Here is a 25380-nt window from a genome sequence, read left to right as displayed (position 1 = left end):
GGCCGCGCAGCCCGACGGCGCGCGCCGACCGCACGGACCGGTCGGACCCGACCCGCGGCCCGGTCAGTGCTGCAGGTGCCGTCCGTCGGGGAGTGCCCGGCGCCCCGACAGCACCGCGACGAGCCGCGCGAACCAGGACTCGCGGGCCGGCGGGGTCTGGACGGTCCGGGTCGGCGTGCGGAACGCCAGGTCGTGCAGCATGTTCCGCTTCGAACCGTCCCAGTTCGCGAACAGGTACGTCCCGCCGATGAAGGACATGCTCCGGACCGGCGCGCGCTTCCACGAGTCGGCTGCCACGAAGTACCCCGAGTGCCCGGACCGGATGTTCTCGATCACGACGTCGACGTCGATGACGCCGGTGGTCGTCACGACGGCGGTGATGCCCGTCCGGTCACGGGCGACGTACTCGATGAGGTGTTCGGTCACGGGGGAACTCTTCGTCACGATGGTTGAGCGTCACGGCAGGGAGCGCGGCGCGGGGAACAGGAACCGCCGTCGCTTCCGGTCCCAGGGTACGTCCGGGGCGGCCGGACCGTCCGCCGGATGTCCGTCGTTCGCACCCGGGCAGCGCTCAGCGGACGGACCGGCCGAGCCACGCCGCGACCAGGTCGAGCGCTGCGGTCGAGTCGGGGGTGCCCGGCCGGTTCAGGAACGCGTGCCGACTGCCGGTGAGGACGTGCCGTTCGACGTCCACACCCGCTGCAGCGAGGTCCGTCGCGAAGCGCTCGCCGGAGGCCCGCATGACGTCCCGCTCGGCGTCGACGAACAGCGTGCGTGGGAAGGCGCCGCGGTGCTCGGGCGCCGGGAACGTGGAGCCCGCCCCGGGTCCCGCGTACGCCCGGCTGCTCCGGTCGAGCAGGAACGGCGCGTGCGTGACGCGGCGGTGCCCGCGGACGAGTCGCTGGACGGCGGGGTCGCGGGGGATCGTCGGGTGGAAGAACCCGTAGGCGAGCACGACGCCGACCAGCGCGGGAGCGACCGCCACCGTCGCCGCCGCGAGGCACGCCCCGGCACTCGCGCCGCCGAGCACGAGTCCCGACGGCGCCTCGTCGTGCAGGCTGCGGAGCACGGCGGCGACCTCGTCGCGGGCGTGCGGCGCGCGGCGGCGGCCACGGGGTCCGCCCCGGCCGACCCAGGGCAGCCCGGGCAGCGGCCCGAGGCGGTAGTCGACGGTCACGACCGGTGTGCCGCGTGCCGCGAGGTCGCGTGCGACGGCGTCGGACTCGGGGAGCTCGAGGTCGCCGCGGAAGAAGCCGCCGCCGTGCAGCCAGACCAGGGTCGGGCGACCGTCGACGGACGCGCCGACCGGGCGGTGGTGCCGGATCGGCACCGGCCCGTGGGGTCCGTCGACCCGGTCGTCCTCGACCACGATCGCCCCCGGCTGCATCCCCCGCACACCACCAGTGTGGCAGCACGTCCGGGCATCGGAGGGCGGTCCCTGGCACCGTGGGAGGAGTGCTGACCTCGAGAACGTCCGTGATCCTGACCGGTGCCGTCCTGGTCGCCCTGCTCACCGGCTGCTCCGGCGGCGAGGGCGGGGGAGACGGCGGCGACGCCGCCACCCCGACCGTGACCGAGACCGTCACCGCCGCACCGACCGACGACCCGTCGACCCCGGCGTCGACCCCGACGCCGACGGACAGCCCGGCGACGACCCCGACCCCGACGTGCGGCCCCGCCGACGGTGCGGCGGCCGTGTCGGACGCCGTCGCCTCGCTGCCGCTGCCCGCCGGGCTGGACGGGTTCCGGTGGGACGGTGCGAACGCCGACACCTCCGGGTACGACGCCTGCGCCGCGCTGTCCTGGTCCGTGGTGACCCTCCGGGGCGGCACCGCCGGGTCGCCGTACGCGATCCTGCTCTTCCACCAGGGCCGGTACCTCGGCACCGCGACGGCGGAGCAGTACGCCTTCGAACCGGCCGTCGAGCGCCGCAGCGACGAGACGATCGTCGTGACGTACCGCTACCCGAAGGCCGGCGAGCCGAACGCGTCGCCGTCCGGCCGCACCACCGCGACCTTCACCTGGAACGCGGACACCGGCCGCGTGGACATGACGGGCGACACCCCGCCGGTTCAGTGACGGTCGGCCGCACCGCGGTCCGACCCGAGCTCGCGCTGCAGCGACCGCAGGACCCGCACGAGGGTGTCGAGCTCCACCGGACCGGCCTCGAACCCCCGGCCGAGTGCGGTTCGCGGCTGCACGACGACGTCCGAGCCGTCGGTCGTCGTGATCCAGATCCCGAACGCGACGCGCTGCCTGCGGACGGCCTTCGTCGCGACGGCGAACCGCCGGACGCGGGCCCACGGCAGGTCGAGGACCGGGGTGTCCCGCGACGGCGCCCACGCGTGCAGGCCGGACTCGTCGACGGTCCAGATCGCCGGTCGGGGTCCGGCGAGGTCGTCGGTGGTCCGCAGCCCCGACGCCAGCACGGGCAGGTGGAACCGCTGGGCCCTGCCCGCCCGGATGCGCGCCAGCGTGCGCCGGTCGGACCGGCCGGACGACAGCGTCGACCCGGCCAGCACGATCCCGGACGCGGCGACCAGCAGCGGGACGAGGAAGAGCGTCCTCTGCATCCTTACGGTGTCGATGCTCCGCAGGAAGTCGGGGAACGCGAACTCGGCGACGGATGCGGCGACACCCACCGCCATGGTGACCACCGCCGCCAGCAGCTCCGGGCCCCGCCGCGGCACGGTCCCGTCGCGCAACCGCTGCACCCACGCTTCGTCCGTCGGCGTCACCGGTCCGCCGTCGTCCGACCGGGGTGGGCGGTGCCCCGGTGCGACCCGAGCTCGCGCTGCAGCGACCGCAGCACCTCCATCGTGATGTGGAGCTTCGTCGCGCTCGCGCCGAACGGGCGCCCGATCGTGGGCCGCGGTCGCAGCACGAGGGCGCTGCCCGCGACCCGACCGACCAGGATCCCGACGTCCGCCCGTTGCCCGCGGACGTCCTGCGACGCCAGGTCGATCGACGCGACGTCGTCCCACACGAGGTCGAACACCGGGTCGGGCCGCTCCGGCGACCAGGCGTGCAGGCCGGCACGGTCGACGGTCCACATCTCCGGCGGATCGTCGAGGGCGTGCAGTGCGGACTGCAGCACGGGCAGGTGGAACGCCGGAGCCGTACCGTGGGCGCGGATCCGGGCCAGGACCCGTCGGTCGCGCCGTCCGCGCAGCCACGAGAGCGCCGCGGCGACCGGCCCGAACGCGAACAGGAGGGCCGACAGCAGCGGCCCGGACCACGGCCGTCGGGCCTCCGATCGCACGATGTCGTCGAGGTGCAGGACCGTCAGCCACAGGCCGATAGCGCCGACCAGCGTGACGACGACCAGCCCGACCAGGAACGGCCACCGCTTCGGAGGCACCCCGTCGCGGAGCCGCTGCACCCACCGTTCCCCCGCGTACTGCACGGACCCATCCTGCCCGTCGGAGCAGCAGGGTGTCCGCGGGCGCGAGATGCTGGACGCATGCAGTCCGCCCGCACCGCCGTCCCGGGTGTCGCCCTCGCCGTCGCGATCGGCATCGTCGCCACCCTGGTCGGTCGCGAACTCCCCGTCGTCGGCGGGCCCGTCCCCGCCGTGGTCATCGGCGCCGTGGTCGGTTGGCTCGTCCGTCGTCGCACCGGAGGCACGCTCGCCGCACTGGCACCCGGCGTGAAGTTCTCGTCGAGCCGGGTCCTGCAGGCCGCGGTCGTGCTGCTCGGCGCGCAGCTGTCGATCGGCGAGGTCCTGCGCATCGGCGGCGAGACCCTGCCGGTGATGCTCGCGACGCTCGTCGTCTGCCTGGTCGCAGCGTGGGGGATCGGCAGGGCGCTGCGGGTGTCGAGCGCCCTCCGGACCCTGATCGGCGTCGGCACGGGCATCTGCGGTGCGTCGGCGATCGCCGCCGTCACCCCCGTCATCGGTGCCGTCAGCGCCGACGTCGCCTACGCCATGTCGACGATCTTCCTCTGCAACATCGCGGCGGTCTTCGCGTTCCCGCTGCTCGGGCACGCGCTCGGCCTGGGCCAGCACGCCTTCGGCGTCTTCGCCGGCACCGCCGTCAACGACACGTCGTCGGTCGTCGCCACCGCGACCGTCTACGGCCGCCAGGCGACCGACACCGCGGTCGTCGTGAAGCTGGTGCGCACGCTCATGATCATCCCGATCGTCATCGGGCTGGCCGGACTGGAGGCCCGCCGCGCCTCCCGCGAGCAGCCCGCCCCCGCCCCGGGGCCGGGTCGCGGGTTCCGCGTGCTCCGGTTGGTGCCGTGGTTCCTCGTCGGGTTCCTCGTGGTGGTGCTGCTCCGGACCGTCGGGGTCCTGCCCGAGGCGGCGGCCCCGGGGTTCGCGACGGTCGCGTCGTTCCTCGTCACGGTGGCGCTCGCCGCGATCGGCTGCTCGACGGACTTCGCGGCCCTGCGGCGCGCGGGCTTCCGTCCGATGCTGCTCGGCATCGCGCTCTGGGTCCTGGTCGCGGGCACGAGCCTGGGGATGCAGGCCGCCTTCGGCCTGCTCTGACCTGGTCCGGTCCGGTCCGGACGGGCCGCCGCCGCGACGGGAGGCCCGGATCACGTGAGCCGACCCGCTCACGTGATCCGGGCCTCCTGTCCGTCAGCCGCGCAGCGCCTCCGACAGCTTCACGCGGCTGCCGTTGCGCAGCAGCGCGTTCTCGTAGACCCGGGCGCCGACGGCGACCACGACGACGACCGACGCGACGACGACCAGGAGCGCCAGGACCGGCTCCCACCACGCGGCCGAGCCGAGGAAGATCCGCATCGGCATCCCGATCGCGGCGCTGAAGGGCACGTACGACATGATCCCGAGCACGAGCGGGTTGTCGTACGCGACGATGATGAGGAAGTACGGGATCATCACGAGCATCATCACCGGGGTGGTGACGCTGCCCACGTCCTCCTGGCGGGAGACGAGCACCGCGGCCGCCGCGAACAGCGACGCGATGAGCACGAACCCGACGGCGAAGAACCCGACGAACCACAGGATGCTCGGGCCGAGCATCGCGAACACGTTGTCCTGCCCGGTCAGGGCCAGTGCGACGATCGCGGCGACGGCCACCGCGACGATCTGGGCGAACGCCATGACGCTGTTGCCGAGCACCTTGCCCGCGAGCAGCGCCCTGGCCGGGATCGCGGACATGAGGATCTCGACCACCCGTGTCGACTTCTCCTCGACGACGCTCTGCGCGATCGACTGGCCGAACGTCACGGCCGAGGCGAAGTAGACGACCCCGAACGCGATGGCGATGAGGTACACCAGACCGCCGGGCAGGGCGTCCGGGTCGAGCAGTTCGATCCGGGGCGAGACGCTCAGCGCCGAGACGACCTCGGACGGTGCGTCGTCGAGCCCGACGACCGTGTAGCCGAGCGGGTCGTCGGACGGCACGATCGCCGCGTCGACGTCGCCGTCCCGCACGAGTCGTTCGGCCGCGTCGACGGAGGCCGCGTCGGTGACGTCGAGTCCGCTCGTCGAGGGCAGCGAGACACCGTCGACGACGGCGACCGGGGTCGTGTCGTCGGCGGTGGCCTTGCCCACGATCCCACCGACGACGATCGAGGCCACGACCATGCCGATGAGGATGAGCGCCGACACCACGAAGGCCTTGCTGCGGATGCGCGCCTGGATCTCGCGTCCGGCGACGAGGCGCACGGCCTGCACGAAGGAGCTGTTCACCGCACGACCTCCCGGAAGACCTCGCTGAGCCGCGGCACCCGCGGCGCGAACGACCCGACGGTGCCGTGCTGCACGGCACGCTGCAGGACGCGCTGGGCGGTCGCGGCGTCGGCCTCGAAGACCGCGTAGCCGCCGTCGAACTCCCGGACGGCCACCCCCGGCTCGTCGCGGAGCCAGGCGACGTCGCCGTCGACCAGCAGCTCCCACGCGGCGGGGCCGGCCTGCTTCCGGAGCTCCTCCTGCGGCCCGGCGGCGCGGATGGTGCCGCCGGCGATCACGACGACGTCGTCGCAGAGCCGCTCGACCACGTCGAGCTGGTGGCTCGAGAACAGGACCGGGACCCCGCGCGCCGCGGTCTCGCGCAGCACGCCGAGCACCGTGTCCACGGCCATCGGGTCGAGGCCGGAGAACGGCTCGTCGAGCACGAGCACCTCGGGGTCGTGCGCCAGCGCGGCCGCGATCTGCACGCGCTGCTGGTTGCCGAGCGACAGCTTCTCGACGGGGTCGGTGGCGTGCGCGGTCAGTTCGAGGCGTTCGAGCAGGCCACTCGTGCGCGAGGTCGCCGTGCGCTTGTCGACCCCGTGCAGCCGGGCCATGTACGCGACCTGCTCGGCCACCGGCATCTTCGGGTACAAGCCGCGTTCCTCGGGCATGTAGCCGAAGCGGCGCCGGTCCGCCGGTCCGACCTCGGTGCCGTCGATCGACACCGTTCCGGCGTCGGCCCGGAGCACCCCGAGCATGATCCGCATGGTGGTCGTCTTGCCGGCGCCGTTGCCGCCGACGAACCCGGTGAGCCGGCCGCTGCCGACCGTGAACCCGACGTCGTCGAGCACCCGGCGGTCGCCGAACTGCTTGGTCACCCCGTCGATGGTGAGCATGTCGTCCCTTCGTGGCACTGTCCGCGACGGTCGTCGTCGCTGCGTCCGACGCTATTGCGCGGGGTGTGCCCGACGCCTCCCACCCGGGGCGGGGATCGGTGCGGCGCCTGCTCCGTCTGCTCCGTCGCGCGGGGGAGGGCGGGGCGGCGGGCCGCGGGCGGCGGGGCGGCGGCGCGGGCGGCGGTGCGGTGCGGCGGTGCGGCGCCGGTGCGTGCGCATGTTGCGACGATGCACGCGTCGATCGTCACGCGTCCTGTCGAACGATGCGCATGCACCCGGTGCGTGTGCACGTTGCGACGATGCACGCGTCGACCGTCACGTGTCCCGTCGGTGCATGCGCGCGCACCGGACCGCGGTCAGCGGGCGACGCCGTGCTCGAACGCCCACACGACCGCCTGGATGCGGTCCCGGAGCCCGAGCTTCTGCAGCACGTTCGAGACGTGGGTCTTCACGGTGGCGTCGCCGACGTACAGCTCGGCGGCGATCTCGGCGTTGCTCAGGCCCCGGGCGAGCAGGCGCAGCACCTCGCACTCGCGCTCGGTGAGCCCGACCTCGGCGAGCACGATCGTCGGCGCCGGCGCCGGCGCGGGCGGTGCGGCCCGGGGGACGGCGTGCGCCGCGGTCGCCCGGCTGATCACCCGTCGCGTGACGTCGGGGGCCAGCAGGGCGTCCCCGCCGGCGACGGTGCGCACGGCGTCGATCAGCCGTTCGGGGGAGGCGTTCTTCAACAGGAAGCCGCTCGCCCCGGCCTCGAGCGCCTGGAAGAGCGCGTCGTCGCTGTCGAACGTGGTGAGCACGAGCACGGCGGGGGGATCCGGCAGCGTCGCGATCCGCCGAGCGGCCTCGAGGCCGTCCACCCCGGGCATCTGCACGTCCAGGCAGACCACGTCGGGGCGCAGCGCGCGGACCGCTTCGACGGCCTGTGCACCGTCGCCGGCTTCGCCGACCACGCGGAAGCCCGGTTCGGACTCCAGGATCACGCGGAAGCCGGCCCGGACGAGCTCCTGGTCGTCGGCCAGCACGATCGTCAGGTCGTCGGGAGCCATGCGCGCACCAGGTAGCCTCCGCGGGCACGGGGCCCGATCTCGATCCGACCGTCCACGGCCGCGACGCGTTCACGCATCCCGACGTGTCCGAGTCGGCTGCCGGCGGTGCTCCGCGCGGCACGGGCGCCGTGGCCGTCGTCGGCCACCTCGACCTCGACGCCGTCGTCGAGGTAGCGCAGCCGGACGTCCGCACGGGCGGTCGGCCCGGCGTGCTTGAGGACGTTCGTCACGGCCTCCTGCGCGATCCGGTACGCCACCGCCGCCACGGTCGGCGGCACCGGCCGTTCCACGCCGACGACGACGTACTCCGCCGGGTGGCCGGCGGCACGCGCCGACTCCGCCAGCGCGGCGATCCGGGCGATGCCCTCGGTGCTCGGGGCGTCGGCGACGTCCGTCGCGGCCCCGGTGTCGTGGTCCTCGGAGCGCAACGTGCCGAGCATCCGCCGGAGTTCCTCCACCGCGGTGCGGGCGCTCTCCTCGACGACGCCGAGCGACACCGTCGCCTGCACCGGGTCCCGGTCGATGACCCGGCGCGCGGCTCCGGCCTGCACGCCCATGAGCGCGACGTGGTGCGCGACGACGTCGTGCAGCTCGCGCGCGATGCGGACCCGCTCGATCGTGACGGCCTGTGCCGCCGACCGCTCCCGCTCGGCGGCGAGTTCGCCGGTGCGCTCGTCGAGCTCGTGCCGCGCGACGGCCGCGGCCCAGGCCCGGTTGCCGGCGTACCAGGCGGCCCCGAAGTAGATGACGTTGATGAGGATGTTCACGAGCGAGATCGCGACGTAGGGCGCCACCGGCGACTCCGTGTCGTTCGGCAGTGCGTTCGGCGACGCCCAGCCGAACGAGATCGCGATGAACAGCCAGGCGAACATGCCGCCGATGACGACCCACCGGACGACCTCGGCCCGGAGCCGGTCGGAGCACCACGCCCCCACCGTGTACAGGGGGATGAAGAGCGTGAAGTTGATGAGGAGGACCTCGGGCACGTGCAACAGCTGCGTCGCGGCGAACGCGACGCCTGCCACGAGCACCACCGTCATCGGGAAGCGCCGACGGAACGCGACGGGCGCCGCGTTCGCGACGATCATCAGCCCGGAGACCCACCACGCGGCCTGGTCGTCACCGTAGGTGCCGGCCGAGCTGTACAGGAACGTCGTGACGACGAGCCCGCCGGCGAGCACGGCGGCGAGCACGGCGTCCTGCCGGTACTCGCGCCGTCCCACCGGCAGTCGTGACCATTCCCCCGTCGCCCCCATGCAGGAGACGCTACCGGGTCGTGTCCACCCGCAGGGCGTCGACGGCCTCGAGCACGGTCGCCACCTCGGTCCGCGTCGTGTAGTCGACGTGCACGTCGGCGAACCGGACCGTGCCGTCCTCGTCGATGACGAAGACCGACGGGAACGGGATCGCCGCGGTGCCGTCGGCGTTGCTGTCCGCGACGTCGAAGCCGAGCTGCGTGTGGGCTGCGCGGGCCTCGGCGTTCGGTGCCGTGACGACCCCGAACCGTCCGGCGAGGACGTTCTCCGGGTCGGACAGCACCGGGAACGCGAGCTCGCCGTTCGCGATCGCCTGCTCGGTGCCCTCCGGCGTCTGCGGCGACACCGCGACGAGCCGCACACCCCGCTCCTGCAACGCCGGCAGCAGTTCCTGCTTGTAGGTGCGGAGCGTGAGGTTGCAGTACGGGCACCAGGCCCCGCGGTAGAACACGAGGACCGTCGGCGCGTCACCGCGGACCTCGCGCAGCGTCGTGTCGCCGCCGGTCGCGTCGAGCAGGGGCGCGTCGGGCACGGCGTCGCCGGTCCCGAGCACCGTGTCGGGCAGACCGGCGGCGCGCAGGTCCGCCTGCTCGCGGTCGAAGACACCGCTCAGCTCGGGGCCGATCTGCGCGGTGAAGCCGGTGTTGAACTCGTCGACGCGGCGAGCGATGGTGTCCTGGGGCATCGGGTCCTCCGTGGTCGTGGTCGGCGGGGTCGCCGTCCGCAGGAGCGTAGGCACGGAGTGCGCCGTTCCGGTGCCCGGAGCGTCACGGATCGTCACACGTGGTCAGCTCTCGGCATCCTGCGCCGTCGCGGTCCGGACCCGCTCCGGCAGGCCCGCGACAGCAGCCCTCCACGCCCACGCGGCGCCCGAGAAGACGACCGCCGTCAGCAGCCACAGCAGCCACGGGGCGTCGGAGTCGAGCAGTCCGAGGCTGAGCGGGAAGAGCGCCATGCCGACCGAGCCCGCGGTCTGGAAGACGCCGATCGCCCGCCCGCGGACCCGTGGGTGCGGGGCCTCGGCCATCACGGCGTTCGACGCCGGCATCGCGACCATGTCCGCCACCGCGAGGACCACCCCCACGGCGACCACGTACGACCACGCCCCGGTGCCGGCGAGCGGCGGGAGCACGATGAGCGGCACCGTCGTCAGGGCGGTGAGACCGGCACCGACGGCCACGAGGACGCCGCGGTCGCACCCGGCGACCCACCGGGTGACGGAGGTCTGCAGGAGGGCCGCGAGGCCGGTGGCGATCGCGAACTGCACGGGTGCGACCGCGGCGGGCAGGTGCCACCGCTCGACGAACAGCACGCTCAGCGCGACGTTCGGCAGCACCATCGCCGGTCCGAGCAGGAACTGGCCGAGCGTCACGAGCCGCATCGACCGGTCCGTGGCGAACGCCCGCAGGGAACCCGCACGGCCCTCCGACAGGTCGCGGGCGGCAGTCACGGGCGGTCGTGCGCTCCCGGTGCGCTGGGTGGCGAACACGACCGCGGCGACGACGCTCGACACGACGTTCGCGACGACGAGCCACCGCAGTCCGTCGGAGCCGCCCCCGGCGAGGACGACCGCGGCGACGACGGCGCCGGCCCCGAGCGCCGCGGCCTTCGTCGCCTCGAGGAACGCGAACCACCGCTCGAACGGTCGCCCCGCCGCCAGGTCGTGCACGTAGGCGGTCCACGCCGTCCAGTAGAGGCGCTCCGACGCGGTCGCCAGGAACACCGCCGCGAGCACGGTGACCGGTTCGTGGGCGACCAGGTACAGGGCGAAGCCGGCGGCGGAGAGCAGGTTGTTCGTGACCATCGACGCGCGCGCACCGAAGCGGTCGGTGAGCACGCCGCCGAGCAGGCCGACCGGCAGTGCGAGCAGCGACGCGACGGTCGACAGGGCGCCGATCACGCCGAGCGACAAGTCGGTGGTCAGGGTGAAGTAGACGATCGTCAGCGGCAGCGTGAGGCCGGCACCGACGGTGTCGACGAGGACGGCAGCGGTGACGGAGCGGTGCTCGGCGAGCGAGGACGAAGCGGCCCGGAGCCGGGCGCGGATGGAGAACACGGTGGGTCCCTCGGAGTCGTCGCGCGGCGTCGGTGCCGCGCGGGCGTACTGGAAGCGCGCGGACCGGTGGTCCGCGGTGAGGGGGAGCCGGCTCTGGTGCCGGCTCAGCGCTTCGTTGCCATGACTCCGCTGTCGTGTCGTCGTCCCGGGGAGGCCCCGGCGAGGGTGTTCGCCGTCACGCTACCGCGCGGTCGGCTCCCGGGCAACGCTCCGGTCGTGGGCGCCGGAGGCGGCGCGGCGGCCGACCACCGCGAGCACGGCGCTCGCCGCGGTGACGGCCGCCCCGGCGACGAACGTGCCGCCGGGACCGACCGCCGCGAGCACCGCGCCCGCCGTCGCAGCTCCGGCCGCCTGCCCGAGCACGAGCGCCACGAACAGCACCGACGTCCCGGCGGAGGACCGGTCGGCGTCGATCTCGGTGGTCCACGCGATCAGCGCCCCGGTCGCCGCCGTGTAGCCCCAGCCGAAGACGGCGCACGCCGCGATCGCCACCGGGGTCGACTGCGGGGCGGTCCCGAGCGTCACGACGGCGACCGCGACCGCGCCGGCGGTGACCGCCCAGAGCACCCGGGCCCGGAGGCCGCTCGTCCACCGTGCGGTGACGACGACCGCGGCCCCGCCGGCACCGAGCGCGATCCACGCCGAGACCGACACGACGTCCGGCGCACCGGCGTCCACCAGCACCGAGCGGCCGTACGTCCAGACGACCGCGGACCCCGCGCCGAAGAGCAGCGCCAGCGCCAGGACCCGGCGGTGCTGCGCGAACCAGGTGCGACCCGGCGCCGGGGCCCCGTCGCCGGACCCCGGCCCGCGGGACGCGGCGAGCAGCGCGACGCCGACGATGAGTGCGACGACCCCGGACCAGGCCCACGCGGTGCGCCAGTCGGGCAGCAGGACGAGTGCGAGCGCCCCTGCCGCGACGAGGCCCGGCCCCGTGCCCGAGTTCACGACGGCCTGGGCGGTGTCCTGCGCCCGCTCGGGCACCGCCCGCGCGACGAGCTGCACGAGTGCCGGGGACGCCAGCCCCGCGCCTGTCGACGCGAACACGGCGGCCACCCCGAACGGCACCGGTCCGGTCGCCGTCGCCATCGCGACCGCGCCGGCGCCCGCGACGAGGGCGGCCAGGGCCACGAGCGTCCGGGGAGCGCGCGCGGCGAACAGGAACCCGGCGACCGCGCCGACGCAGTACAGCGCCGACGCCCCCGACGAGACCCACCCTGCGGCGTCCGAGCGCAGCCCGAGGTCGCGCTGCACGTCGGGCAGGAAGAGTCCGTACGCCAGACGCACCAGCCCGTAGGTCACGGCGACGAGGGCGAGTCCGCTCCCGACCAGGAACAGCTGTCCGAACGAAAACGATCGTTTCACTTTGCAGAGCCTAGGGTGCTCTCATGCCGATGCGTCCAGGAACCGAGCAGAAGCTGCTGGACGCGGCCGAGGAACTCTTCTTCACCCGCGGCATCGCGGCGACCCCGATCGACGCGGTGCTCGAGCGCGCCGGCGTCTCGGCGGCCACCCTCTACCGCGGGTACCCGAGCAAGGAGGCACTCGTCGCCGCCGCACTCCGTCGGCGCCACGACGACTGGCTCGCCACCTGGGACCGTGCGGTCGCCGCGGCCCCCGACGACCGCGGGCGGCTGCTCGCCGTGTTCGACGCCCTCGACGACTACCGGTCGACGCCTGCGGGGTCGCGGTGGTGCGCGTTCCTCGGCACCGCGGCGGAGTACGTGGACGCACCCGCCGAGGTGCACGCGGTCCTCGACCAGGAGACCGGCACGCTCCGCCGGCGCCTCGCCGCCACGGCCGAGCTGGTCGTCGGCGACCGCGCCGGCGTGCTCGCCGAGCAGCTGCTCCTCGTCGTGTCCGGCTCCCTCGCCATGCGTCTGCGCAACCCGGCGCTCGACTCCGACACCGCCAGGACCGTCGCCGCGGCGCTGGTCGACGCCGCGGTCTGAGCGACGGCCACCCCACCGTTGCTGCACGTCCTCACACGCACCGGTCCGGCGCGTCGGGGTGTCCCCGCCGGCGGACTCGCTACCGTGCGGAGGATGCGACCGACCCGCACCTGCGTCACGACGCCCGTGACCCACGACGACGACGTGGCCGCCGGATGACCCGGTCACGCGCCGCGACCGTCACCCGCCGCTCCCTGCTCATCGGCGGAGCGGCCGTCGCCGTGGGCGGTGCCGCCACCGCCGGGGCGGTCGACCACGGCCTGCTGCCCGGCCGCACCAGCATGTACCGGGTCCTCGGCCTGAACGGCTCCGCCGGCAGCATCCCCGACGTCGCACCCGTCCCGACGACCTCCGGCACGTTCACCTCGCGGGCGCGGGGCGGCCGCACCGTCGGCTGGACCATCGCCGCTCCCGAGTCGGACGCACCGCTGCCCGTCGCGGTCGCCCTGCACGGCTACGGCGACGACCACCGGAGCTTCTTCGGCAGGGCGCTCGGCTGGGACCGGTTCCTCGCCGCGCACGTCGCCGGCGGGGGAACGCCGTTCGCGATCGCCGCCGTCGACGGCGGCAACCGCTACTGGCACCGCCGGTCGGACGGCGACGACCCCGCCGTGATGATCCTCGACGAGTTCCTGCCCCTGATCGCCCGGCGGGGCGCCGACCTCGACCGGCTCGCCCTGACCGGGTACTCGATGGGGGGCTACGGCGCCCTCCGGCTCGCCGGGGCCCTCGGCGCAGACCGCGTCCGCGCCGTCTCGGCGATCAGCCCCGCGCTCTGGACCGCCGCCGGGGACACCGCCCGCGGCGCCTTCGACGACGCGGCCGACTTCCGCGCGAACACCGTCCTCGGCCGGCAGCGCGAGCTCGACGGGGTCGCGGTCCGCGTCGACTGCGGCAACGGCGACGGGTTCGCACCCGCGGTGCACGCCTACGTCGACGGCTTCACGACCCCTCCCGCCGGCGGCTTCGAGCCGGGCGCGCACACGCACGGCTACTGGCGTCGCATGGCGCCGCAGCAGCTCGCCTTCCTCGGCGAGCACCTCGGCCGCTGACCCGTCCGACTCCGGCCCGTCCATCCCGCCGAAGCGACAGATCCCGCCCGTCCGGTCCCGACCCTGTCGCCGAGGCGACAGATCCGCGCGGAACAGTTGCGGCGTTCTGTCGCTTTCGCGGGCGGCGGCGGGCGGGAGGCGCGTTGCCGGACGCGAGTCGAGCCTCCCGTCCGGCTCCGGCCCGTCCACCTCGCCGAAGCGACAGATCCCGCCCGCCCGGTCCGGACCCTGTCGGCGAAGCGACAGATCCGCGCGGAACAGTTGCGGCGTTCTGTCGCTTTCGGAGGCGGCGGCGGACGGGAGGCGCGTTGCCGGACGCAAGTCGAGCCTCCCGTCCGGTGCGTGGCCCGTCCACCCCGCCGAAGCGACAGATCCCGCCCGTCCGGTCCAGACCCTGTCGCCGAAGCGACAGATCCGCGCGGAACAGTCGCGGCACTCTGTCGCCCTCGCGAACAGGCGACCGCACCGCGACCGCGCCCGCAGGCCCCCGCCCGCCCCGGTCAGGCGCGACCGCGGTTGCGCCGCCGGATCTCCTTCGGGGCACGGCCGGCCATGAACGAGCGGGCCGGGTCGACGAGGAAGCCCTGGCGCAGGGCCTCGCGGCCGATGAGCATCCGGAAGCCCATCTGGTCGCGGTTGCTCAGGGTGACCTCGGACTCGACGACCCGCCCGGCCAGCGTGATGCTGGTGCGCACGACGATGCGTTCCTGCGTGTGACCGGTCGAGCTCCGCACGGTCCGCCGGTCGTGCACGGCGCACTCGACGGTGGACGCGTCGGCGTCGGTGTCCTGCCAGGGGTGGAGTGAGAAGCGGACCCGGTCGTCGGGCAGTTCCTCGAGGTCGAAGGCGTGCAGCGCAGAGGTGCGCGCACCGGTGTCGAGCTTCACCTTGATCCACGGGACGCCGAGGTCGGGGAGTCCCGCCCACTCGCGCCAGCCGGCGACCACGAGCCCGCCGTCGGGGGACCTCGGGGTGCGGGACATGACCCCATCCTGTCGCATGCTTGGATGGAGCGTCGCCGTCGAACCCCTCCCGCGGAGCACTCCCCGATGAAACTCGCCATCCTGTCGCGCGCACCCCAGGCCTACTCGACCCAGCGCCTGCGCGCCGCGGCGCTCGACCGCGGTCACGAGGTCAAGGTCCTCAACACGCTGCGCTTCGCGATCGACCTGTCCGGCGAGGACCCGGACCTGCTCTACCGCGGCAAGCTCCTGAGCGACTACGACGCCGTGCTGCCCCGGCTCGGCAACTCGATCACGTACTACGGCACGGCGGTGGTGCGGCAGTTCGAGCAGATGGACGTCTACACGCCGAACACGGCGAACGGCATCACGAACTCCCGCGACAAGCTCCGGGCGAACCAGATCCTGTCCCGGCACGACATCGGCATGCCGGCGACGACCTTCGTGGCCGGTCGCACCGACGTCCGAGGAGCGATCGAGCGCGTCGGGGGAGCACCCGTCGTCATCAAGCTGCTCGAGGGCACGCAGGGCATCGGCGTGATCCTGGCCCCCGAGGCGAAGGTCGCCGAGTCGATCGTCGAGACCCTGCACTCGACGAAGCAGAACGTCCTCATCCAGTCGTTCATCTCGGAGAGTCGCGGCCGCGACATCCGGGCCCTCGTCGTCGGCGACCGGGTCGTGGCGGCGATGCGCCGGACCGCGTCCGGTGACGAGTTCCGGTCGAACGTGCACCGCGGCGGCACCGTCGAGAAGGTCACGCTGTCGCCGGAGTACGAGGCCGTCGCGGTCCGGTCGGCGCAGATCATGGGTCTGAAGGTCGCCGGCGTCGACATGCTCGAGGGCAACGACGGGCCGCTCGTCATGGAGGTCAACTCCTCACCGGGCCTCGAGGGCGTCGAACGCGCCACCGGCCTCGACATCGCCGGCGCCATCGTCGACTACATCGCGAACCAGGTCGCGTTCCCCGAGATCGACGTGCGGCAGCGCCTCTCCGTCTCGACCGGGTACGGCGTCGCCGAGCTCCTCGTGCACACCAACGCGGACCTCGTCGGCAAGACGATCAAGGAGTCCGGGCTCTGGGACCGGGACATCACGGTCCTGACGCTGCACCGTGGCTCGAACGTCATCCCGAACCCGCGCAGCGGCGTCGCGCTCGAGTCCGGTGACCGCCTGCTCTGCTTCGGCAAGCTCGAGGAGATGCGCTCCATGATCCCGGAGCGCCGCAAGCGGCGCGCGAAGGTGCGGAAGCTCCCGAAGGAGCCGCTGCAGACGGACAGCTGAGACGGACGGACGGGAGGCCCGACCCGCGTCCCCGGGTCGGGGAACGCGAGCCGGGCCTGCCGTCCGACGTCCGTGGTTCAGTGCTGCACGTCGTCGCGCCGGCGACGGCCGAGCAGGCGCAGGAACGCGCCGAGCCCAAGCGCCGTCAGTGCTGCGGCGAGCCAGCCGCCGAGCTCGACGCCGGTGAAGGCGAGCTCGTCCGCCGTAGCGGAAGTGGCGTGTCCGGTGCTCCGCGCCGGACGCTGGTCGGACGTGCCGGTGGCCGCGACGCTGCCGGTGCCCACCGGCGGTGCGACGGTGCCGGGCAGGGTCACCACGGGCGTGGTGATCTCGGGCAGGGTGTCCCCGCCGTCCCCGCCGTCCCCGCCGTCCCCGCCGTCCTGTTCGGGCACGAGCGTGACGAGCATGCTCGATCCCGGCGACTCGTTGCCGACGCGGTCGATCGCGACCACCGAGAGCAGGTGCGCTCCCGGTTCCAGCGGCACGGTCGTGCGGAAGGCGAAGTGCCCCTCCGCATCGGCGGTGCCCCGGCCGATCTCCCGACCGTCGGCGTCACGGATGACGACCGTCGAGCCCGGCTCGGCCGTCCCGCGCACCACGCCGGTGCCGTCGACGATGTCGTCGAAGGCCTTGAGCACGGGAGCGCCGGGGGCTTCGGTGTCGATGTCGACGGTGGTCTCGGTCGGGTCGGACACGTTGCCGATCTTGTCCTGGGCGATGACCTCGAGTTTGTGGTCGCCTTCGGCGAGCGGCCGTTCGAGGACGACCGTCCAGTCGCCGTTCTCGTCGGCGGTGCCGCGGCCGAGTTCGGTGCCGTCTTCGTCGCGGACGATGACGGTGGCGCCGGGCTCTGCGGTGCCGGTGATCGGACCCGTGCCGTCGGCGAGGTCCGTGGGGCTGGTGACGACCGGCTTGTCGGGTGCCTTCGTGTCGATGTCGACGGTGGTCTCGGTCGGCTTCGAGGTGTTGCCGACCTTGTCTTCGGCGACGAGCTCGAGGTTGTGTTCGCCCTCGGTGAGGGGTTCGTCGAGGACGATGGTGAAGTCGCCGTCGTCGTCTGCGGTGCCGCGGCCGAGTTCCTTCCCGTCCTCGTCGCGGACGATGACGGTCGAGCCAGCCTCGGCGGTGCCGGTGATCGGACCCGTGCCGTCCGCGAGATCGGACGGGCTAGTGACGACCGGCTTTTCCGGAGCCTCGGTGTCGATGTCGACGGTGGTCTCGGTCGGCTTCGAGGTGTTGCCGACCTTGTCCTGCGCGACGACTTCGAGCTCGTGGTCGCCGTCGGTGAGGGGCCGGTCGAGTTCGACAGTCCAGTCGCCGTTGTCGTCTGCGGTGCCGCGGCCGAGTTCGGTGCCGTCTTCGTCGCGGACGATGACGGTGGCGCCGGCCTCTGCGGTGCCGGTGATCGGACCCGTGCCGTCGGCGAGGTCCGTGGGGCTGGTGACGACCGGCTTGTCGGGTGCCTTCGTGTCGATGTCGACGGTGGTCTCGGTCGGCTTCGAGGTGTTGCCGACCTTGTCTTCGGCGACGAGCTCGAGGTTGTGTTCGCCCTCGGTGAGGGGTTCGTCGAGGACGATGGTGAAGTCGCCGTTCTCGTCGGCGGTGCCGCGGCCGAGTTCGGTGCCGTCTTCATCGCGGACGATGACGGTCGAGCCAGCCTCTGCGGTGCCGGTGATCGGACCCGTGCCGTCGGCGAGGTCGGCGGGGCTGGTGACGACCGGCTTTTCAGGGGCTTCGGTGTCGATGTCGACGGTGGTCTCGGTCGGCTTGGAGGTGTTGCCGACCTTGTCCTCGGCGACGACCTCGAGGTTGTGTTCGCCTTCGGGGAGGGGTTCGTCGAGGACGATCTCGAAGTCGCCGTTGTCGTTCGCGGTGCCGCGGCCGAGTTCGGTGCCGTCTTCGTCGCGGACGATGACGGTCGAGCCAGCCTCCGCGGTGCCGGTGATGGGTCCGGTTCCGTCGGCGAGGTCGGCGGGGCTGGTGACGACCGGCTTTTCAGGGGCTTCGGTGTCGACGTCGACGGTGACCGGGGTGACGGTCGAGGTGTTCCCGACCTTGTCCTCGGCGACGAGCTCCAACTCGTGCTCGCCCTCGGGGAGGGGTTCGTCGAGGACGATCTCGAAGTCGCCGTTGTCGTCTGCGGTGCCGCGGCCGAGTTCCTTCCCGTTCTCGTCGCGGACGATGACGGTGCTGCCGGCCTCGGCGGTTCCGGTGATCGGACCCGTGCCGTCCGCGAGGTCCGTCGGACCGGTGACGACCGGCGGGTTCGGGGCGTCCTCGTCCACGTCCACTGTGATGGGGGTGGCGACCGAGACGTTGCCGGAGGCGTCCTCGGCGACGATCTCGAGTGCATGGGCGCCGTCGGACAGTTTCTCGTCGAGCACGACCGTGAACTGGCCGTTCTCGTCGGCTTCTGCTCGGCCGAGCTCCTTGCCGTCGAGGTCCCGCACGATCACTGTCGAGCCGGCCTCCGCGGCGCCGGTGAACGGACCGGTGCCGTCGGCGAGGTACTCCGGGGTCGTGCTGATCGGTGCGTCCGGAGGGGTGACGTCCGGAGCGGTGACGGTCACCGGCGTCGGGTCGGAGGTGTTGCCCTCGTCGTCCTGGGCGACGACCTCGACGTCGTGGTCGCCTTCGACGAGGGGACTGTCGAGCTCGACGGCGAAGTCGCCGTTCTCGTCTGCCTCTCCGCGGCCGAGCTCGGTGCCGTCCTCGGTACGGACGATGACGGTGGAGCCAGCCTCCGCCTTCCCGCGCACCGGACCGGTCGGGGTCGCGAGGTCCTGTCGCGCGACCGTCGGGGCGTCCGGTGCGGTGGTGTCCGGGACGACCGCGGTCGCCGGGGTGCTGTCGGACTCGTTGCCGACGCGGTCGGCCGCCACGACCTCGAGGTCGTGCGACCCCTCGGCAAGGGGTTCGTCGAGGGTGACCGAGAAGTCCCCGTCGAGGTCGGTCTCACCGCGGCCGAGCTCGGTGCCGTCGGCGTCGCGCACGATGATCGTCGTGCCGGGCTCGGAGCGGCCGGTGATCGGGCCGGTCGGGTCGGTGAGGGTGCCGGGGTCGTCGACGGTCGGTGCCTCGGGTGCGATGGCGTCGACGTCGAGGGTGGCGGTTGCCGGCTCGGCGGTGAAGCCGTTGCGGTGCTGGACGGCCGTCACGGTGACGGGGCCGTGCGGCAGCGCCTCGGCGACGGGGAGGGACCACGTCCCGTCGTCGCTGACCGGCACCTCGACCGGCGACCGGTCGCCGACGGTGACGTCGACCGTGCCGCCGGGGACACCCGTGCCGATCACCGTGGGCGTCGGGCCGACCGGGGCCTCCGGTGCGTCGATGACGGCGGCGGTCAAGGGGATCGTGATCTTCCACGTCGACGACGTCAGCGGGTTCGAGTTGACGTAGTCGGTCGCGGCGTTCGGCTCGAAGTACCCGTGGACGCTGACGACGTCGCCGGGGAGTGCGGTGTCATCGACGCGGACCGGGACCCGGATGTGGTTGAAGTTCGCCCCACCGGTGCCCATCGACTGGGGGTTCGCGCCGATGCAGTCGGTCTGCTTCGGTGAGGTGAACGTGCAGTTCGCGACGTTCGCCGTGCCCGAGTTCGCCACCGAGTACGGCCGGGGTGAGGTGGGGAACGTCGCCGGCCCGTCGATGGTCCAGTGGATGTCGAGGGTGCGGGAGGGGATGGTGAAGCCGCTCTCGTTCTTGATGTTGAAGATCGAGCTCTGGAACAGGTCGCCCGCCTTGCCGGTCGCGTCTGCGAGTCCCTCGACGTGGACGTCGATGGTCGTCTCGTTCGGGGTGACCGCGTCCGGCGTGGCGGTGGCGCTCGGTGTGCGCGGAGCCGCGGCCTCCGCCGACGGGGTGGCCGTGGGCGTCGGTGCCGGCTCGACCTCAGGAGCCGCGGGGGTCTCCACGACCTCCGGCGGCGCGGTCTCCTCGGGGGCGGCCGGGACGAGCGAGCCGGAGGGCTCGTCCGTCGGCTGCTCGGGGGACTCGACGTCGACCTCGTCGGGGCGCTCGTCGCTCGACGGTGCGTCGACCGTGGCGCTGGTCGCGGCTGCCATGTCAGGGACGGCGAGGGGCGCGAGGGCCAGGAGCAGGGCGGCGGCTGCGGTGGACGTGGTGCGCGAGGGCATGCGGGCTCCGATCAGAAGTGGACGAAGCCATCGTATGCAATATGTATTTCAGATGCAATGCATCATGAGGAGTTCTTGCGCCGAACCGCATCCGGATCGCGCACACAGCCCGGATGGGGAAGTATGTATCGGTGACGATCATGACGGAACGGCCGGTCGACCAGGCAGTGAGCGGTGGACGAGCGCCGCGCAGCGAACCCGAGCAGCCCGGCAACGCCACGGCGAAGCACCACAACGTGTCGCTGCTCTCCGTTGCGACGACCACCGCCGAACGCGTGACGACCTCTGCGGACATCGAGCAGCGCCTGCGCGGGGTGCTCCGTCGTCTGCGTCTGCCGATGGGGCTGCTCGAGCGCGTGGCCGGGGTCATCGAGCGTCGCAACTGGGGCGAGGACCAGACCTTCCAAGACGCCGCGATCGACGCCGGACGTCGCGCGATGGCCGAGGCCGGTGTCCGTCCCGACGAGATCGGGCTGCTCATCAACACGTCGGTGACGCGCCCGCACCTGGAGCCGAGCGTCGCCGTGCGGTTGCACCACGGGCTCGGCCTGCCGTCGTCGGCGATCAACTTCGACATCGCGAACGCCTGCCTCGGGTTCGTCAACGCGATGAGCGTCGCCGCCGGCATGATCGACTCCGGGCAGATCAAGTACGCGCTGGTGGTCGACGGCGAGGATGCCGACCAGGTGCAACTCAACACGATCGACCGCCTCAACCAGGGCGGCCGGAACCGCAAGGACTTCATGAGCGAGTTCGCGAGCCTGACCCTCGGGTCCGGCGCCGCGGCCGCCGTGCTCGGCCCGGCCGACCTGCACCCCGAGGGACACCGGATCATCGGCGGGGTCACCCGTGCGGCGACCCAGTGGTACGACCTGTGCGTCGGCAGCGTCGACGGCATGTTCACGGACGCGAAGATGCTGCTCAAGGGCGGCATGGAGCTCGTCGTCGCCGCCTGGACCGAGGCCCGCGCCCACTTCGACTGGGCGAACATGGACCGCTACGTGCTGCACCAGGTCTCCGACGTGCACACGAACGCGTTCGTCGAGGCCATCGGCATCCCGCGCGACAAGGTCCCCACCACGTACCAGCGGTTCGGCAACGTCGGGCCCGCGTCGATCCCGATCACCCTGGCCGACGAGGTCGCCTCGGGTGGCATCCGTCGCGGTGACCGGGTGTTCCTCGGCGGCGTCGGCTCGGGCATCAACACGGCGATGATGGAACTGCACTGGTGACGTCGCGGCTGCCCCGCGTCGCCGCGAGCACCGCTCCGGCGACGCAGCCGCCCTCCCTGCCCGGGCTCGACCCGGCTTGGTCGCGTCTGGTCACGGTCCCCGAGTGGTCCGAAGAGCGGTTGGGAGGCACGGATCGCGCCGCGCGCACCTGGCACCTCCTCGACACGGCCGGGTCCCTGGCCGCGCTCGGCGTGGAGCCGGTCGGCACCATCCTGTGCGTCCACGGCAACCCGACGTGGTCGTACCTGTGGCGGTCGGTGCTCCGCGCCTCGCTCGAGACCGCCCGCGCGGGCGGTCCGGCTTGGCGCGTGGTCGCCGTCGACCAGCTCGACATGGGCTTCTCGGAGCGCAGCGGTGTCGAGCGCGGGCTCGCGCAACGCGTCGCGGACCTCGGCGCCCTGACCGACGAACTCGGGCTGACCGGTCCCGTCGTCACGCTCGGCCACGACTGGGGCGGCGTCGTGTCGCTCGGCTGGGCCGTCGACCACCCCGAGGTCCTCGCGGCCGCGATCACGTGCAACACGGCCGTGCACCAGCCCGACGACGCGCCGATCCCGGCGCCCCTCCGCCTCGCGCTCGGGCCGGGCATGCTCGGCCGCGCCACGGTCGTGACGCCGGCGTTCCTCGAGACGACCCTCGCCATCGCGCACCCGAAGCTCGAGCGCGCCGTGGCCGACGCGTACCGGGCGCCCTACCGCGGAGCGGCCCGCCGCGGCGGCATCGGCGGCTTCGTCGCCGACATCCCCGTCGACGCGGACCACCGGAGCGCCGCCGAGCTCGACCGGATCGCCGCGGGCGTCGCCGCGCTCGAGGTCCCGGCGCTGCTGCTCTGGGGACCCCGCGACCCGGTGTTCCTCGAGCGCTACCTCGACGACCTCACCACCCGGCTGCCGCACGCCGACGTGCACCGCTTCGAGGGCGCCGGCCACCTGCTGCCCGACGACGCCGACGTCGCCGGCACGGTGCTCGACTGGCTGGGCGACGGCCTGCCGGACGGGAGCGTCCCCGACGACGCCACCCCGGGCCTCCCGTCCGCCCCCGACCAGCACGCGGACGCGAGCCGCCCGCTGTGGAGCCGTCTCGACGAGCTGCGCGACAGCGACGACGCAGCCCTGGTCGAGATGGCCGCGGCCGGCGGACCCCGCACGGTCTCGTGGCGGCTGCTCGCCCGCCGCGTCGACGAGATCGCGGCCGGACTCGCGGACCTGGGCGTCCGCAGCGGCGACCGTGTCTCGCTGCTCGTCACACCGGGTGCCGACCTGACCGCGGTGCTCTACGCCTGCGTCCGCATCGGAGCGGTCGTCGTCGTCGCCGACGCCGGGCTCGGACTGCGCGGACTGACCCGTGCGGTGCGCGGCGCCCGGCCGGCGTGGATCATCGGCGCGCTGCCCGGACTCGGAGCGGCCCGTGCGCTCGGGTGGCCGGGGCGGCGCATCGCAACCGTCGCGCTGCCGGCCTCCGCACGCCGCGCACTGCGCGTCGAGCACACCCTCGTCGACGTGGCGCGACGCGGCGCCCGTCGGCTCGCGAGCGGGGCGACGCTGCCGGCCGCACCGGACGCCGGAGCACCCGCCGCGGTGCTCTTCACCTCGGGGTCGACCGGCCCCGCGAAGGGCGTCGTGTACACGCACGGACAGCTCGGCGCGGTGCGGGACGTCCTGGCGGCGCAGTACGACATCGGGGTCGGCACCGGACTCGTCGCGGGGTTCGCCCCCTTCGCGCTGCTCGGCCCCGCCCTCGGCGCGCGCTCGGTCGCCCCGGACATGGACGTCACCGCTCCCCGGACCCTGACGGCCCGGGCCGTCGCCGACTCGGTGGCCGCTGCGGACGCGACCGTGGTGTTCCTGTCGCCAGCCGCGCTGGCGAACGTCGTCGCGACGGCCCCGGCGCTCACCGACGACGACCACCGCGCGCTCGGACGGGTCCGGCTGTTCCTGTCCGCCGGCGCACCGGTGTCCGAGCCGCTGCTCGCCGCGGCGACGGCGCTCATGCCGAACGCGAGCGCGCACACGCCCTACGGCATGACCGAGGGGCTGCTCATGACCGATGTCGACCTGGACGGGGTGCGGTCCGCCGCCGCCTCGGCGCAGGAGGGCATCTGCGTCGGCGTCCCCGCGGCGAACGTGCGCGTCCGGATCGCGCCGCTCGACGCCGACGGCCTGCCGACCGGTGCGCTGACCGACGAGCCCGGCGTCACCGGCGAGATCGTCGTCGCGGCGCCCCACGTCCGCGACCGGTACGACCGGTTGTGGCGGACGAACCGGACCGCACGGCTCGGTGTCGCGGACCCGCGCGGGCACCGCACCGGCGACGTCGGACACCTCGACGGGTCGGGCCGGCTCTGGGTCGAGGGACGACTGCAGCACGTGCTCACCACGGCCGACGGCGTCGTGACGCCGGTCGGGCCGGAGCAGCGCATCGAGTCCGTCAGCGGTGTCGGGCGCGCCGGCGTCGCCGGCATCGGGCCGCGCGGCACCCAGCAGGTCGTGGCCGTGGTCGAGCGCTCCGGCGCCGGCCGCCGGTCCCGCCGCCCCGCGCTCGCCGAGCCCGCGCTGGCCGCGGCGGTGCGTGCCGCCGCCGGTGTGCCGCTCGCCGCGGTGCTGACGGTCCCGGTGCTGCCCACGGACATCCGGCACAACTCGAAGGTCGACCGGGCACGGCTGTCGCGGTGGGCGGAGCGGGTCCTCGCCGGCGGGCGGATGGTCCGACCGTGAGGGTGCTCGTCACCGGGGCGAGCGGGTTCCTCGGCCGGGCGACCGCCGCGGCGGTGCGGGACGCCGGGCACGAGGTCCGGACCTTCCAGCGCCGTCCGTCCGGCGTCGCCGGCGTACAGGACGTCGCCGGCACGATGGCGGACGCCGCGGCCCTGTCGCGCGCCGTCGTCGGCGTCGACGCCGTGGTGCACCTCGCCGCGAAGGTGTCGCTCGCGGGCGACCCGGCCGAGTTCGGACGGGTCAACGTCGACGGCACCCGGCTGCTGCTCGACGCGGCACGCGACGCCGGGGCCGAGCGCTTCGTCTTCGTGTCGTCGCCGTCGGTCGCGCACACAGGCAGCTCGCTCACCGGCGCCGGTGCGGGTCCCGCGGAACCGACCCGGGCCCGGGGCGACTACGCCCGGACCAAGGCCGCCGCGGAACTGCTCGCACTCGGGGCCGACGCGGCGGGGTTCGCAGTGGTCGCGGTCCGGCCGCACCTGGTGTGGGGGCCGGGGGACACCCAGCTCGTCGGGCGCATCGTCGAACGGGCCCGGGCCGGTCGGCTGCCGCTGCTCGACTCCGGTGCAGCGCTCATCGACACCCTCTACGTCGACAACGCGGCGTCCGCGATGGTCGCCGCGCTCGACCGCGCGGCGGACGAGCGGGTGCACGGGAACGCCTACGTCGTCACGAACGGCGAACCGCGCCCCGTCGCGGACCTGCTCGCCGGGATCTGCACCGCCTCGGGCGTGCCGGCACCGCGGTGGCACGTGCCGGCCGCGGTGGCACGGGCCGCCGGCTCGCTCGTCGAGGTCGTCTGGCGGGTCCGACCCGGGCAGGACGAACCGCCGATGACCCGGTTCCTGGCCGAGCAGCTGTCGACGGCGCACTGGTTCGACCAGCGTCGGACCCGCGCCGACCTGCGGTGGACGCCGTCGGTGACGATCGACGAGGGCCTGGCGCGTCTCGCGGCGGCTCGCTGACGCGGGGGCGGGCCGGGCGCGGGCCGGGCGGGCGCGGGCGGGCCGGGCGCTGGCCGGGGTGGGCCGTGGGGCGTCGCGACGTGGTGCGACGAGATCGACGTCGTGCGACGTCGACGATGTCGTCGGGGCACAGCGCGCCCGGCTCAGCGCGCCCGGCTCAGCGCCGCCCGACGCAGCGCCGCCCG

At 73.9% G+C, this 25380-nt stretch carries 21 protein-coding genes; 8 read left to right on the top strand and 13 right to left on the bottom strand.

Annotated elements, in window-relative coordinates:
- Positions 1-63: 63 nt before the first annotated feature.
- On the bottom strand, positions 64-426 hold the full coding sequence (locus BIU94_RS15470) for a hypothetical protein (RefSeq protein WP_071262708.1): 363 nt from the start codon (positions 424-426) through the stop codon (positions 64-66).
- A gap of 145 nt (positions 427-571) precedes the next feature.
- A complete protein-coding gene (locus tag BIU94_RS15465) occupies positions 572-1387 on the bottom strand; it encodes an alpha/beta hydrolase (RefSeq protein ID WP_071262707.1) in 816 nt (271 codons plus the stop codon).
- A gap of 89 nt (positions 1388-1476) precedes the next feature.
- Between BIU94_RS15465 and BIU94_RS15460 the strand changes: the two genes are divergently transcribed.
- Complete coding sequence (locus tag BIU94_RS15460) at positions 1477-2079, top strand: LppP/LprE family lipoprotein (protein ID WP_083404900.1); 603 nt, start codon at positions 1477-1479, stop codon at positions 2077-2079.
- Here BIU94_RS15460 and BIU94_RS15455 read toward each other — a convergent pair.
- On the bottom strand, positions 2073-2714 hold the full coding sequence (locus tag BIU94_RS15455; RefSeq protein ID WP_139196421.1) for a hypothetical protein: 642 nt from the start codon (positions 2712-2714) through the stop codon (positions 2073-2075). The two genes, BIU94_RS15460 and BIU94_RS15455, sit on opposite strands and share 7 nt — an antisense overlap.
- 20 nt (positions 2715-2734) lie before the next feature.
- Positions 2735-3406, bottom strand: coding sequence for a hypothetical protein (locus tag BIU94_RS15450; RefSeq protein WP_071262704.1), 672 nt, complete (start codon positions 3404-3406; stop codon positions 2735-2737).
- A 57-nt stretch (positions 3407-3463) separates the two neighbouring features.
- Between BIU94_RS15450 and BIU94_RS15445 the strand changes: the two genes are divergently transcribed.
- On the top strand, positions 3464-4495 hold the full coding sequence (locus tag BIU94_RS15445; protein ID WP_071262703.1) for a YeiH family protein: 1032 nt from the start codon (positions 3464-3466) through the stop codon (positions 4493-4495).
- Between the two features lie 93 nt (positions 4496-4588).
- On the opposite strand, the gene BIU94_RS15440 is transcribed toward BIU94_RS15445, so the two are convergent.
- The 7 genes from BIU94_RS15440 to BIU94_RS15410 form a co-directional block, all read right to left on the bottom strand.
- Complete coding sequence (locus BIU94_RS15440; protein ID WP_071262702.1) at positions 4589-5665, bottom strand: ABC transporter permease; 1077 nt, start codon at positions 5663-5665, stop codon at positions 4589-4591.
- Entirely contained in the window at positions 5662-6543 is an 882-nt protein-coding gene (locus tag BIU94_RS15435) for an ABC transporter ATP-binding protein (protein WP_071262701.1), read from the bottom strand. Before BIU94_RS15435 ends, BIU94_RS15440 begins: the two co-directional genes overlap by 4 nt.
- Before the next feature lie 356 nt (positions 6544-6899).
- Positions 6900-7589 (bottom strand): response regulator transcription factor, encoded by a 690-nt coding sequence (locus BIU94_RS15430; RefSeq protein WP_071262700.1) that lies wholly within the window; start codon positions 7587-7589, stop codon positions 6900-6902.
- Positions 7571-8845, bottom strand: coding sequence for a sensor histidine kinase (locus BIU94_RS15425; protein ID WP_071262699.1), 1275 nt, complete (start codon positions 8843-8845; stop codon positions 7571-7573). The genes BIU94_RS15430 and BIU94_RS15425 overlap by 19 nt, the downstream gene beginning before the upstream one ends.
- Positions 8846-8855: 10 nt before the next feature.
- Positions 8856-9530 (bottom strand): peroxiredoxin-like family protein, encoded by a 675-nt coding sequence (locus tag BIU94_RS15420; RefSeq protein WP_071263022.1) that lies wholly within the window; start codon positions 9528-9530, stop codon positions 8856-8858.
- Between the two features lie 102 nt (positions 9531-9632).
- Positions 9633-10901 carry an MFS transporter gene (locus BIU94_RS15415; protein ID WP_071262698.1) on the bottom strand — a complete coding sequence of 423 codons (1269 nt, stop codon included), beginning with the start codon at positions 10899-10901 and terminating at the stop codon, positions 9633-9635.
- A 180-nt stretch (positions 10902-11081) separates the two neighbouring features.
- Positions 11082-12266 (bottom strand): MFS transporter, encoded by a 1185-nt coding sequence (locus tag BIU94_RS15410; RefSeq protein ID WP_071262697.1) that lies wholly within the window; start codon positions 12264-12266, stop codon positions 11082-11084.
- 23 nt (positions 12267-12289) lie between these two features.
- On the opposite strand from BIU94_RS15410, the gene BIU94_RS15405 reads away from it, so the two are divergent.
- Positions 12290-12853: a TetR/AcrR family transcriptional regulator gene (locus tag BIU94_RS15405; protein ID WP_071262696.1), complete on the top strand. Its 564-nt coding sequence runs from the start codon at positions 12290-12292 to the stop codon at positions 12851-12853.
- Between the two features lie 155 nt (positions 12854-13008).
- Entirely contained in the window at positions 13009-13905 is an 897-nt protein-coding gene (locus BIU94_RS15400; RefSeq protein ID WP_071262695.1) for an alpha/beta hydrolase family protein, read from the top strand.
- A gap of 500 nt (positions 13906-14405) precedes the next feature.
- On the opposite strand, the gene BIU94_RS15395 is transcribed toward BIU94_RS15400, so the two are convergent.
- Positions 14406-14888, bottom strand: a complete 483-nt coding sequence (locus BIU94_RS15395; protein WP_071262694.1) for a RimK/LysX family protein — start codon at positions 14886-14888, stop codon at positions 14406-14408.
- A gap of 66 nt (positions 14889-14954) precedes the next feature.
- Between BIU94_RS15395 and BIU94_RS15390 the strand changes: the two genes are divergently transcribed.
- Positions 14955-16148, top strand: a complete 1194-nt coding sequence (locus BIU94_RS15390; RefSeq protein ID WP_071262693.1) for a RimK family alpha-L-glutamate ligase — start codon at positions 14955-14957, stop codon at positions 16146-16148.
- Positions 16149-16225: 77 nt separating this feature from the next.
- Here BIU94_RS15390 and BIU94_RS15385 read toward each other — a convergent pair whose 3' ends face one another.
- Positions 16226-20284: an Ig-like domain-containing protein gene (locus tag BIU94_RS15385; RefSeq protein ID WP_071262692.1), complete on the bottom strand. Its 4059-nt coding sequence runs from the start codon at positions 20282-20284 to the stop codon at positions 16226-16228.
- A 140-nt stretch (positions 20285-20424) separates the two neighbouring features.
- Here BIU94_RS15385 and BIU94_RS15380 point away from each other — a divergent pair, with 140 nt between their 5' ends.
- Genes BIU94_RS15380 through BIU94_RS15370 form a run of 3 tightly spaced genes read left to right on the top strand, consistent with a single transcriptional unit; the run spans position 20425 to position 25195 of the window.
- Positions 20425-21516, top strand: coding sequence for a 3-oxoacyl-ACP synthase III (locus tag BIU94_RS15380; protein ID WP_254784834.1), 1092 nt, complete (start codon positions 20425-20427; stop codon positions 21514-21516).
- A complete protein-coding gene (locus BIU94_RS15375; RefSeq protein WP_254784827.1) occupies positions 21513-24230 on the top strand; it encodes an alpha/beta fold hydrolase in 2718 nt (905 codons plus the stop codon). Before BIU94_RS15380 ends, BIU94_RS15375 begins: the two co-directional genes overlap by 4 nt.
- Complete coding sequence (locus tag BIU94_RS15370; protein WP_071262691.1) at positions 24227-25195, top strand: NAD(P)-dependent oxidoreductase; 969 nt, start codon at positions 24227-24229, stop codon at positions 25193-25195. The genes BIU94_RS15375 and BIU94_RS15370 overlap by 4 nt, the downstream gene beginning before the upstream one ends.
- The last annotated feature ends 185 nt before the right edge of the window (positions 25196-25380 follow it).

Origin of the sequence: Curtobacterium sp. MMLR14_006 (assembly GCF_001864985.1) — a bacterium.
GTDB lineage: Bacteria > Actinomycetota > Actinomycetes > Actinomycetales > Microbacteriaceae > Curtobacterium.
This window is presented reverse-complemented; position numbering and strand designations above follow the sequence as displayed.

Coding starts and splice junctions, on each gene's coding strand:
- BIU94_RS15465 (WP_071262707.1), bottom strand. CDS start 1,387: ATGCAGCCGGGGGCGATCGTGGTCGAGGACGACCGGGTCGACGGACCC.
- BIU94_RS15445 (WP_071262703.1), top strand. CDS start 3,464: ATGCAGTCCGCCCGCACCGCCGTCCCGGGTGTCGCCCTCGCCGTCGCG.
- BIU94_RS15435 (WP_071262701.1), bottom strand. CDS start 6,543: ATGCTCACCATCGACGGGGTGACCAAGCAGTTCGGCGACCGCCGGGTG.
- BIU94_RS15430 (WP_071262700.1), bottom strand. CDS start 7,589: ATGGCTCCCGACGACCTGACGATCGTGCTGGCCGACGACCAGGAGCTC.
- BIU94_RS15425 (WP_071262699.1), bottom strand. CDS start 8,845: ATGGGGGCGACGGGGGAATGGTCACGACTGCCGGTGGGACGGCGCGAG.
- BIU94_RS15420 (WP_071263022.1), bottom strand. CDS start 9,530: ATGCCCCAGGACACCATCGCTCGCCGCGTCGACGAGTTCAACACCGGC.
- BIU94_RS15405 (WP_071262696.1), top strand. CDS start 12,290: ATGCCGATGCGTCCAGGAACCGAGCAGAAGCTGCTGGACGCGGCCGAG.
- BIU94_RS15400 (WP_071262695.1), top strand. CDS start 13,009: ATGACCCGGTCACGCGCCGCGACCGTCACCCGCCGCTCCCTGCTCATC.
- BIU94_RS15395 (WP_071262694.1), bottom strand. CDS start 14,888: ATGTCCCGCACCCCGAGGTCCCCCGACGGCGGGCTCGTGGTCGCCGGC.
- BIU94_RS15390 (WP_071262693.1), top strand. CDS start 14,955: ATGAAACTCGCCATCCTGTCGCGCGCACCCCAGGCCTACTCGACCCAG.
- BIU94_RS15385 (WP_071262692.1), bottom strand. CDS start 20,284: ATGCCCTCGCGCACCACGTCCACCGCAGCCGCCGCCCTGCTCCTGGCC.
- BIU94_RS15380 (WP_254784834.1), top strand. CDS start 20,425: ATGACGGAACGGCCGGTCGACCAGGCAGTGAGCGGTGGACGAGCGCCG.